The 10723-nt window shown below is 74.0% G+C and carries 10 protein-coding genes; 5 read left to right on the top strand and 5 right to left on the bottom strand.

The window, feature by feature from the left end:
• Nucleotides 1-460 (bottom strand): septum formation initiator family protein (locus DMH12_RS34315; RefSeq protein WP_125495248.1); only part of this gene is annotated, 460 nt, incomplete at its 3' end.
• Nucleotides 461-521: 61 nt separating this feature from the next.
• The gene (gene rsmH / locus DMH12_RS34310; RefSeq protein WP_125495247.1) at nucleotides 522-1478 is read right to left on the bottom strand and encodes a 16S rRNA (cytosine(1402)-N(4))-methyltransferase RsmH; all 957 of its coding nucleotides are present in this window, start codon (nucleotides 1476-1478) and stop codon (nucleotides 522-524) included.
• A gap of 430 nt (nucleotides 1479-1908) precedes the next feature.
• Between rsmH and DMH12_RS34305 the strand changes: the two genes are divergently transcribed.
• The 4 genes from DMH12_RS34305 to DMH12_RS34290 all read left to right on the top strand — a co-directional run bounded on the left by DMH12_RS34305 (nucleotide 1909) and on the right by DMH12_RS34290 (nucleotide 7485).
• Nucleotides 1909-2430 (top strand): carbonic anhydrase, encoded by a 522-nt coding sequence (locus DMH12_RS34305; protein ID WP_125495246.1) that lies wholly within the window; start codon nucleotides 1909-1911, stop codon nucleotides 2428-2430.
• A 230-nt stretch (nucleotides 2431-2660) separates the two neighbouring features.
• Nucleotides 2661-3734 (top strand): AAA family ATPase, encoded by a 1074-nt coding sequence (locus DMH12_RS34300; RefSeq protein WP_399189837.1) that lies wholly within the window; start codon nucleotides 2661-2663, stop codon nucleotides 3732-3734.
• Complete coding sequence (locus tag DMH12_RS34295) at nucleotides 3734-5098, top strand: DUF58 domain-containing protein (protein ID WP_185832722.1); 1365 nt, start codon at nucleotides 3734-3736, stop codon at nucleotides 5096-5098. The genes DMH12_RS34300 and DMH12_RS34295 overlap by 1 nt, the downstream gene beginning before the upstream one ends.
• Nucleotides 5095-7485: a DUF3488 and transglutaminase-like domain-containing protein gene (locus DMH12_RS34290; protein ID WP_125495244.1), complete on the top strand. Its 2391-nt coding sequence runs from the start codon at nucleotides 5095-5097 to the stop codon at nucleotides 7483-7485. Before DMH12_RS34295 ends, DMH12_RS34290 begins: the two co-directional genes overlap by 4 nt.
• A gap of 137 nt (nucleotides 7486-7622) precedes the next feature.
• Here DMH12_RS34290 and DMH12_RS34285 read toward each other — a convergent pair whose 3' ends face one another.
• The 3 genes from DMH12_RS34285 to DMH12_RS34275 all read right to left on the bottom strand — a co-directional run bounded on the left by DMH12_RS34285 (nucleotide 7623) and on the right by DMH12_RS34275 (nucleotide 9811).
• A complete protein-coding gene (locus DMH12_RS34285) occupies nucleotides 7623-8027 on the bottom strand; it encodes a spore wall synthesis complex protein (protein WP_125495243.1) in 405 nt (134 codons plus the stop codon).
• A 278-nt stretch (nucleotides 8028-8305) separates the two neighbouring features.
• Nucleotides 8306-9109 (bottom strand): methyltransferase, encoded by an 804-nt coding sequence (locus DMH12_RS34280; protein WP_125495242.1) that lies wholly within the window; start codon nucleotides 9107-9109, stop codon nucleotides 8306-8308.
• Between the two features lie 153 nt (nucleotides 9110-9262).
• Complete coding sequence (locus tag DMH12_RS34275; protein ID WP_125495241.1) at nucleotides 9263-9811, bottom strand: SAV_6107 family HEPN domain-containing protein; 549 nt, start codon at nucleotides 9809-9811, stop codon at nucleotides 9263-9265.
• 184 nt (nucleotides 9812-9995) lie between these two features.
• On the opposite strand from DMH12_RS34275, the gene DMH12_RS34270 reads away from it, so the two are divergent.
• Entirely contained in the window at nucleotides 9996-10625 is a 630-nt protein-coding gene (locus DMH12_RS34270; protein WP_122614947.1) for a TetR/AcrR family transcriptional regulator, read from the top strand.
• Nucleotides 10626-10723 lie beyond the last annotated feature (98 nt).

Raw genomic sequence — 10723 nt, 5'->3', positions numbered from 1 at the left:
GGGTGCCGACGGGCGACGGGGCGGCCGTGGGCACGCCGCCGGGCAGCGCTGTCAGCGCCTCGGGGGCGAGGACCAGCGGGGTGGTTCCGGTGGGCGCTGCGCTGGGCGAGCCCTTGACGGTGCCGTCGGGTCCCAGGAAGGCGGGGTCGCCGCCGGGGACCATGCCCAGTTCGCGGGCGCGGCGCTGGAGGGCCCGGGGGGCCGAGTAGGCGTCGATGTCGCGCTGGAGCGCCTGTTCCTCGTCGGTGAGGCTCTTGGTCTCCTGTTTGAGGTCGTCCAGCTGGAAGGAGCCCTCACTCAGGGCGGAGTTCAGCACCAGAAGCCCGATGAGGCCGCCGCCGAGGAGGAGGACGACGAGGAGGACGAAGGGCGCCCGGGCCGCCTGGCCGCGGCCGCCGCCGGGCGGGAGGAGCCGGGCCAGCCGGGCCGCCCGCCCCTTCAGTTCGGGTTTCCTGCTCACTGGCCCTCCCCCTCGGCCCGGGTGGACCGTCCGCCCCCGTGCCTGGCCTGCCTCGCTCGCTTCACCCGATGGACTCCCTGATGCGCTCGGCGCCGCGCAGCCGCGCCGGAGCCGCCCGCCGGTTCTCGGCGATCTCCTCCTCGGTGGGAAGTTCGGCACCGCGCGTGAGCAGCTTGAGCCGGGGCGCGTAGCGTTCGGGGACCACCGGCAGACCGGGCGGGGCGGTGTTGGCCGCACCGGCCGCGAAGACCTGCTTGACCAGCCGGTCCTCCAGGGACTGGTAGGAGAGCACCGCGATCCGCCCGCCGACGGCGATCGCCTCGACGGCGGCCGGGATCGCCCGCTCCAGGACGGACAGCTCGCCGTTGACCTCGATGCGCAGGGCCTGGAAGGTGCGCTTGGCCGGGTTGCCGCCGGTGCGCTTGGCGGCCTGCGGGAGCGCGGCGCGGATCAGCTCCACGAGCCGGGCGCTGTTGGTGAACGGCTCCTTCTCGCGCTCGCGCACGACCGCGGACACGATCCGCTTGGCCTGCTTCTCCTCGCCGTACGCCCGCAGGATGCGGACGAGTTCGCCGGGCGGGTAGGTGTTGAGGACCTCGGCGGCGCTCATGCCGGTCGTCTGGTCCATGCGCATGTCGAGCGGGGCGTCCTGGGCGTAGGCGAAGCCGCGGTCCGCCTCGTCGAGTTGCATGGAGGATACGCCGAGGTCGAACAGGACGCCCTGGACGCGCGGGACGCCGAGCCGGTCGAGTACGCCGGGCAGCTCGTCGTAGACGGCGTGCACGAGGGTGGCGCGGTCGCCGTACGGGGCGAGCCGCTCGCCGGACAGGCGCAGGGCCTCCTTGTCCCGGTCGAGCGCGACGAGCCGGGCCTCGGGGAAGCGTTCGAGCAGCGCCTCGCTGTGCCCGCCGAGTCCCAGTGTGCAGTCGACGACCACGGCCCCCGGCTCCTTCAGGGCGGGCGCCAGCAGGTCCAGACACCGCTGGAGCATCACCGGGACGTGTCGACTCTGGCTCAAGTGGGGCGGCCTCTCAGGTCCGGCGCGGCGTCACGCACCGCCGGGTCCCCTCCCGCTCGCTCGTGAAGGGGAGCCCTGCCGGCGCCGGAGGCGTCGGCCGGCCGGGAGCGGGAGGAGGCCGAGCCGTACGTACGCGCCGCGCACGTGGGGAGAACTGGCGGGGCGTCGCCCAGGTCTCCGGGGAATTCAGTCCAGCAGGGAGAGCCTCGCCTCCCGCTTCGCGTCACTTTAGTCCACCGTGTCGCCCGGTCAATCAACCGGCCTGCGCGTCGCGGACGCCGCCGGACCGGGCGAATCGGCGCGGGCCGGTACTTCACTCGCACGGAGGCACCCGTACGGTCTGTGGAGTGGCTCACAACAAGCCTCGTTGACGTTCTTTGTCCCTCTTCACAGCGGGCCCGGCCCATCGGTGACCAGTAACGTCATGGTTATGACGACTTCTGCATCGGTTCCCGCAGGCTCCGCCACCGACCGGCTCGTCGAGGCGAACGCGCGCTACGCCGCCGAGTTCTCCGACGCCGAACTCGCGGGCCGCCCCGCCCTCCACACCGCCGTCGTGGCCTGCATGGACGCCCGCCTGGACGTGACCGCCGCGCTCGGCCTGCGCAACGGCGACTGCCACGTCATCCGCAACGCCGGCGGCGCCGTCACCGACGACGTGATCCGCTCCCTCGCCATCAGCCAGCGGGCGCTCGGCACCACCGCCGTGGTCCTCGTGCACCACACGGCGTGCGGCATGGAGACCCTCACCGAGGACTTCCGGCACGAGCTGGAGCTGGAGGTCGGCCAGCGTCCCGTCTGGGCGGTCGAGTCCTTCCAGGACGTCGACCAGGACGTGCGCCAGTCGATCGAACGGGTGCGCACCTCGCCGTTCCTGCCGCACACCGACGACGTACGTGGTTTCGTCTACGACGTGAAGACCGGCCTGCTGCGCGAGGTCACCCCCGCCTGATCCAAGCCCCGCAAAGGCCGCAAGGCGTGACATAGCGCGGCCAGTTGTCCACAGGCGAGTGACACGAATCGGTAACGGCGGCAAGAATGCGGGAAGTGGTGTCGCGCGGAACTTTTTCCGCGCGGTGTCCGTGATTCGGGGTGGGCCGGTCCGCGCGATGCGGGACCGGCCCGGCAAGTTGGGGTACCCCCGCTTCCCGGGAAGCGCGGGGAAAGGCCGAGGAGGGCCGGGTGACGACCTTTGACGACCAGGCGAGCCATGGAGGCAGCCCCGACCGGGCGTATGCGCGGGTGGGGGACGATCTGACCGCTGTCGTCGAGCGGGTGCGTGGTTCGGTCGAGGACGTGATCGAGGGCAAGCCCGAGGTCGTGCGGCTCTCACTGACCGTGCTGCTCGCCGAGGGGCACCTGCTGATCGAGGACGTCCCGGGCGTCGGCAAGACCATGCTGGCCAAGGCGCTGGCGCGGTCCATCGACTGCTCCGTGCGCCGGATCCAGTTCACGCCGGACCTGCTGCCCTCCGACATCACCGGGGTCTCCATCTGGGACCAGCAGCGGCGGGACTTCGAGTTCAAGCCCGGCGCGATCTTCGCGCAGGTGGTGATCGGCGACGAGATCAACCGCGCCTCGCCGAAGACGCAGTCGGCGCTCCTGGAGTCGATGGAGGAGCGTCAGGTCACCATCGACGGCCAGACCTACGAGCTGCCCAGCCCCTTCATGGTGGTGGCCACGCAGAACCCGGTCGAGATGGAGGGCACCTACCCGCTGCCCGAGGCCCAGCGCGACCGCTTCATGGCCCGGGTCTCCATCGGCTATCCCAGCCCGGAGGCCGAGCTGGAGATGCTCGACGTGCACGGCGGGGTGAACCCGCTGGACGACCTCCAGCCGGTGGCGCACGCCGACGAGATCCTCAAGCTGATCGAGGCCGTCCGCGGCGTCCACGTCGCGGAGCCGGTCCGCAGGTACGCCGTGGACCTGGTCGCGGCCACCCGGAGCCACCCCGATCTCAGACTCGGCGCCTCGCCGCGTGCCACGCTGCATCTGCTGCGCGCGGCGAAGGCGTCCGCCGCCCTGAGCGGCCGGGAGTACGCGCTGCCGGACGACGTGCAGGCCCTCGCGGTCGCGGTCCTGGCCCACCGCCTGCTGCCGACCGCCCAGGCCCAGCTCAACCGCCGCAGCGCCGAGCAGGTCGTCCAGGAGATCCTCCAGCGCACCCCGGTACCCGCGGCGCCCCAGCAGCAGACCGGCTTCGGCATGGGCCGCGGCGCACCGGCGTACCCCCAGCAGCCGCCGCGGAGGCTCTGATGGACGCCGGGGGGACGGACCGGTCGCACGACGACCGGGGCGAGAGCGGCGGGATCCGCACCGCCCTGACCGGTCTGACCACCCGCGGCCGATCCTTCCTGGCCGCCGGGATCGCCGCCGCGGTCTGCGCCTACGTCCTCGGCCAGAGCGACCTGCTGCGGGTCGGGCTGCTGCTGAGCGTGCTGCCCCTGGTCTGCGCGACCGTGCTGTACCGCACGCGCTACCGGGTGGCGGGCAGCCGCCGGCTCTCCCCCGAGCGGGTGCCCGCGGGCAGCGAGGCCCGGGTGCACCTGCGCGTCGACAACGTCTCGCGGATGCCCACGGGGCTGCTGATGCTCCAGGACCGGGTGCCCTACGTGCTGGGTCCCCGGCCCCGCTTCGTACTCGACCGGGTGGAGCCGGGCGGTCGCCGCGAGGTCTCCTACCGGGTCCGCTCCGATCTGCGCGGCCGCTATCCGCTGGGCCCGCTGCAACTGCGCCTGACCGACCCCTTCGGCCTCTGCGAGCTGACCCGGTCCTTCTCCACCTACGACACCCTGACCGTGATCCCGCGCGTGGAGGCGCTGCCGCCGGTGCGGCTCAGCGGCGAGGCGAAGGGGTACGGCGAGGGACGGCAGCGCACGCTCGCGCTTGCGGGCGACGACGACGTGATTCCGCGCGGGTACCGCCACGGCGACGACCTCCGCCGCGTGCACTGGCGCTCCACGGCGCGCTACGGCGAGCTGATGGTGCGCCGCGAGGAGCAGCCGCAGCGCGCCCGGTGCACGGTGCTGCTGGACACCCGGGGCCTCGCCTACGAGGGCGCGGGCCCCGACTCGCCCTTCGAGTGGGCGGTGTCGGGCGCGGCGTCCGTGCTGGTGCACATGCTGGAGCGGGGCTTCTCCGTCCGGCTGCTCACCGACACCGGCAACTCGGTGCCGGGCGAGGGCTCCGACGGCTTCGCGGGCGCGAGTCAGGGCACGGCCGACGCGGCCGGGCTGATGATGGACACCCTCGCGGTGATCGACCACTCCGACGGCACGAGCCTGTCCCCCGCCTACGACCTGCTGCGCGGCGGGAACGAGGGGCTGCTGGTGGCGTTCTTCGGCGACCTCGACGAGGAGCAGGCCACGGTGGCCGCCAGGATGCGGCAGCGCAGCGGCGGTGCGGTCGCCTTCGTCCTGGACAGCGGGGCCTGGGCGCGGGAACCGGCCGACGTGCCCGGTCCGTTGGACAGGAGCGAGGAGCGGCTGCGGATGCTGCGCGAGGCCGGCTGGACCGCCGTGAGCGTTCCGTACGGCGCCACCCTGGAGGAGCTGTGGCGCCTGGCGGACCGGGAACGCACCGCCGTCGGGGCGGCGGCCGGCGGGGAGGGGACGCGATGAGCGGGCGGGCGCGGCTGACGGTGTGCGCGTGGGCGGCCACCTTGACGGCTGCGTGCGCGCTGCTGCCGCTGGTCGAACCGGCGACCTGGATCCTGCAGGCCGCGGTCCTGCTGGCGGTGCAGGCCGTGGTGGGTGCGGTGGCGCGGCGGGTGCCGCTGGCGCGCCCGCTGACCATCGCCGTGCAGGCCCTGGTCACGCTGCTGCTCCTGACCGTGGTCTTCGCCCGGCAGCAGGCGTTCGCGGGGCTGATCCCCGGCCCGCGGGCCATCCAGCGCTTCGGCGACCTGCTGCAACAGGGCGGCGACGACATCGCCCGGTACGCCATCCCGGCGCCGTTGGAGTCCGACGGCATCCGGCTGATGCTGGTCGGCGGTGTCCTGGTGATCGGACTGCTGGTGGACACCCTCGCGGTGACCTTCCGCAGCGCCGCGCCGGCCGGCCTCCCGCTGCTCGCGCTGTATTCGGTGGCCGCCGGGCTGTCCGAGGGCGGCGCCGACTGGCTGTGGTTCCTGGTGGCGGCGGTCGGCTATCTGACGCTGCTGCTGGCGGAGGGGCGGGACCGGCTCTCGCAGTGGGGCCGGGTCTTCGGCGGTGCGGCGCGGGCTCCGGGCGCCGAGCAGGGCGGCGCGGTCGCCCCGGTCCGCACCGGACGGAGGATCGGCGCGTTCGCGCTGGGCATCGCCCTGGTGGTGCCGCTCGCCCTGCCCGCGATGAACGGCGGGCTGCTGGACAGCGCCCGGACGGGAGTCGGCTCCGGGACCGGGGGCGGCGGCACGATCTCCGCGGTGAACCCGCTGGTCTCCCTGCGGGACAGTCTCAACGTCGACGAGAACCGGCAGGTCCTCTCCGTCCAGACGGACTCGAACGACCTGTCGGACCTCTACCTGCGCATCGTGTCCCTGGACGACTTCGACGGCACCACCTGGAAGCCGTCCAAGCGGCAGATCACCGCCGTACCGGACGGCTCGTTCCCCATCCCCGTCGGCCTGGGCCCCGACGTCCAGCGCAGCGAGACCCGGACCTTCATCACGGCCGCCGACTGGTACGCCCAGGACTGGCTGCCGATGCCGTACCCGCCCACCGGCGTGCGCGTCGCGGGGAACTGGCGGTACGAACCGGTCGGCATGACCCTGGTCGGCGACCACGGTCAGAACACCCGCGGGCTGAAGTACGAGGTGCGGAGCCTGAACGTGCAGCCGACGGCGGAGCAGCTCGCCGCCGCGCCGTCGCCGTCGACCGCGCTGAAGCGCGAGTACACGCAGTTGCCGGACTCGCTGCCCGACCTGGTCTCCGAGACCGCCCGCGAGGTCACCGCCGGCGCGGCGAACCCCTACGAGCAGGCGGTCAGGCTCCAGGAGTACTTCGCGGTCAACGGCGGATTCGAGTACGACACCGAGGTCGGCGTCGGCAGTGGCTCGGAGGCGATCGCCCGCTTCCTGAGGGACAAGGAGGGCTTCTGCGTCCACTTCTCCTTCGCCATGGCGGCCATGGCCCGGTCCCTGGGCATTCCGGCCAGGGTCGCGGTGGGCTTCGCGCCGGGCTCCCCGCAGGCGGACGGTTCGGTGTCGGTGGGGCTGCGGGACGCGCACGCCTGGCCCGAGGTGTACTTCGAGGGCGTGGGCTGGACCCGCTTCGAGCCGACGCCGACGCGTGGCTCGACCCCGGTGTACACCCTGCCGGACACGCCGGGCAGTTCGGTGCCGGACCCGGCCCTTCCGTCGCAGGACAGCGAGACGGAGCCGTCGGCGGCGCCGTCGACGAGCGAGAGCTGCTCGGCGCAGGACAAGAAGCTGGACGCCTGCGACACCGAGTCCGCGCTGCCCGTGCCCGTCTCGGACGGCGGCGGACCGAAGTGGTACGAGGCGCCGGCCTGGGCGCTGGCGGGACTCCTGGTGCTGCTGATCCCGCTGTCGCCGATGCTGTGGCGGCTGCGCACCCCGGCCGGGCGGCTGGGGGCGCACGGCCGCGCCGAGGCGGACGCGGGCCCGCACACCCTGGCGGTCTGGCAGGAGCTGGCCGATACGGCGTGGGACCTCGGGATCCCGCCGGAGGAGTCGCAGACGCCACGCAAGGCGGCGGCCCGGATCGTCCGGCTGGGCCGGCTCGATCAGACGGCCTCGGCTGCGGTGCACCGGGTCGCGGACGCGGTGGAGCAGGTTCTCTACGCGCCGCGACCGCGCCTGACGGCGGGCCTCGCCGAGGACGTCCGGCTCGCGACGGCCGGTCTGCGTGCGGCGGGCGGCCGCCGCACCCGGCTGCGCGCACGGATCGCCCCGCGTTCGACCGTACGGGTGGCCTGGGCGCTCTCGGACCGGTGGACGGCGCTGAAGCGGCGGGCCGCGGCGGGGCGGCCGGCCCTGCGGAAGACGACGGGGCAGCAGGGCTGAGGAAGAGGCGCCGGGTCGGCGCGGGCCGGCGGGGCGCCCCGCCGGCCGGCCGCGCGTAGGCACACGTGAGGGGGTGACCACCCGGTCGGTGGTCACCCCCTCACGCGGATGTCCTGGTGAGCAGTTGCCCGGACGCGCTACTGGCCGCCCTGCTGCTCGTCCCTGCGGCGCTGCCAGCGCTCGTCGATGCGGTCCATCATCGAGCGTTTCTGGCGTTGCCGGCGGCCCGCGGTCTGTGGTCCGGCACCGGCAGCCGGCTGCTCGCCCGGCTTGGGGGCCTTGCGCCAGCCGGTCACGGCGAGCACCGCGCAACCCAGCATGACGAGGAAGCCCACCACGCTGAGCCACACCTGCTGGGCGACCATACCGGCCATGAGGAGCGCAATACCTACGAGGAAGCCCGCGACCGCCTGGTAGACCCGTCGCCGGGTGTACGTACGCAGCCCGCTTCCCTCGAGCGCTGTCGCGAACTTGGGATCTTCGGCGTACAGCGCTCGCTCCATTTGCTCGAGCATGCGCTGCTCGTGCTCCGAGAGCGGCACGGAGTCCTCCTCATCGTGCAGTCGCCGGGGCGACCCGGGGGGGTCCCTTCAGGATAGGCAGGGAATCGCCCCCGTGAAACCCGCCCCTCTGCGCCAATTGGCCAACCGGACTCCGTCATGGCCGCGCCGGCTCGCTGAAGTTCCCATTCCCCAGCGGCCGACCCGTCATGCCGGGCCGTCTCCCTCGATCATACGGCGAGTGGCCCCCGTTCGGGGGGCCTGTGGCGTACTCCATGTGCAGTCGCGCCCCTGATCAGCGGCGTACCCCACCCGGTCGCTCAGGTCTCGTCGGTCCCCGCGGTCTCACCGAGCACATGAAGCTGCGTGGCCACAGAATGGAAGGCGGCGAGTTCGGCCGCCGCGGCCTCCAGCTTCAGCAGCGCGTCCATGGCGCCGGGCTCGGTGTCCACCAGCACGCCGGGAACGAGGTCGGCGAAGACCCGTACACCGTGGACGGCGCCGATCCGCAGCCCCGCGGCCTCGACCAGTCCGGTGAGCTGTTCGGCGGTGAACCGGCGGGGCACGGGGTCACCCGTGCCCCAGCGGCCGTCCGGGTCGTCGAGGGCCTGCCGGGCCTCCGTGAAGTGCCCGGCGAGGGCGCGCGCGAGCACGGCGCCGCCCAGTCCCGCGGCGAGCAGGCTGAGGACGCCCTCGGCGCGCAGGGCGGCGACCACGTTGCGGACGCCCTCGGCGGGGTCGTCCACGTACTCCAGGACGCCGTGGCACAGCACCACGTCGTAGCCACCGCGCTCGACCACGTCGAAGAGGCCGTGGGCGTCCCCCTGGACGCCTCGCACGCGGTCGGCGACGTCGGCCTCGGCGGCGCGGCGCTCCAGGGCGAACAGGGCGTTGGGGCTCGGGTCGACGACGGTGACGCGGTGGCCGAGGCGGGCCACCGGCACCGCGAAGTTGCCGCTGCCGCCGCCGGTGTCGAGGACGTCCAGCGCTTGGCGGCCCGTGGCCTTCACCCGGCGGTCCAGGGCGTCCTGGAGGACGTCCCAGACCACGGCGGTGCGCAGGGCCGCCCGGGAGCGCGAGGGCTCGGAGCGCGGCGACGCGGGGTTCGGGCTCGGGTCCGGCACGGCAGTTGACTCCTCGGCGCGGCACCGCCTCGGACTCGGGCGGAGCGAACGGGCTGCCGCCCCCGACCGGCGTGGGAAGGGGGAGGCTTCAGGCGCCTCCCACCCTATTGCCTCCGCCGCGCCCACAGGGTGGCGCCCGGCGCCCCGCGCCGCTCACCCCGTGTCCGGCAGGTCGGGATCCGGCTGGTCCGTGTCGGGGCGGGGCTGGGGCAGGACCGGCTGGAGGACCAGCATCCGCTCCACGAGGCGCAGGAACATCGCCACGTCGCGTATCAGGTCGTCGGCGTCCCGGCGGCCCGCCGCACCCTGGATGCCCGCCTCGGCCCGGGCCCGGCGCCGGGCACCCGCGGCGAACAGGGCGCTCCAGTCGGACAGCTCGGGTGCGATCTCGGGGAGCACCTCCCAGGCGCTGCGGATGCGGGCGCGGCCCCGCGGGGTGGTCTCCGGGCGGCCCCGCGCGGCGAGGACCGCGGCCGCGGTGCGCAGGGCGGCGAGGTGGGCCGTGGCGTAACGCTCGTTCGGCGTCGCGAGGGTGGTGGCCTCCTCCAGGCCTGCGCGGGCCTGGGCGAGCAGGCCGAGGGCGGCGGGCGGGGCGGTCGCCCGGCGGAGCACCGGGTGCACGTCGCTCGCCGGGCCGGTCAGTGAGGGTGCAGGGCCGGCTGCGCGGCGCCGCCGGGAGGCGGCTGCGGACGAGTGGGCCATGACGATCCTCCTGTCGTCTCCTGGACGGCACGTCCTGGCAGGAGGTGCCGTATGTGCCCATCGTGAGGTATGGCACTGACAATCCGTTCTGACCTGGACTTTTGATTCGAGCGACCGTTCGGGTGGGCCAAGGGGCGGGCCCTGCGGTGACCGCGGCGCGAGCGGTGCTGGGAGAATCCGGACCATGGAAAGCAGCAGCACCGCCGCGCCGGGCAGCAGCCGTCGCGAGGCCACCCGGCAGAAGCTGTACGAGGCGGCCGTCACCCTCATCGCCGAGCAGGGTTTCTCCGCCACCACCGTGGACGAGATCGCCGAGCGGGCCGGCGTCGCGAAGGGCACGGTCTACTACAACTTCGCCAGCAAGGCCGTCCTCTTCGAGGAGCTGCTGCGGCACGGCGTCGGACTGCTCACCGCGTCGCTGCGGGAGGCGGCGGAGCGGACGGCGCGGGAGGGCCGCGGCCGGGTGGACGCCCTGGACGCGATGATCCGCGCGGGGCTCGTGTTCATCGACCGCTACCCGGCCTTCACCCAGCTGTACGTGGCCGAGCTGTGGCGCACCAACCGCGCCTGGCAGTCGACTCTGCTGGTGGTCCGGCAGGAGGCCGTGGCGGTGGTGGAGGGCGTGCTGCGCGAGGGCGTGGCGAGCGGGGAGTTCAGCGACGGCATCGACGTGCCGCTGACCGCCGCCGCGCTGGTGGGCATGGTGCTGGTGGCCGCGCTGGACTGGCAGTCGTTCCAGCCGGAGCGCTCCCTGGACGACGTGCACGCGGCCCTGTCGCGGCTGCTCCAGGGGCGGGTGAGCGGCCGCCCCTGAGCCGCCGCCCGCACACGAAGAACGCCGGTCCGTGGTGGCCGCGTCCCCCGCGGGCCGCCGTCGGACCGGCGCCTTCTCCTGCTCCCCCTGCGTCCCCC

Origin of the sequence: Streptomyces sp. WAC 04229 (assembly GCF_003947455.1) — a bacterium.
GTDB lineage: Bacteria > Actinomycetota > Actinomycetes > Streptomycetales > Streptomycetaceae > Streptomyces.
Note: the sequence above shows the minus strand (reverse complement) of the source record. Positions and strands in the feature narration are given on the sequence as shown.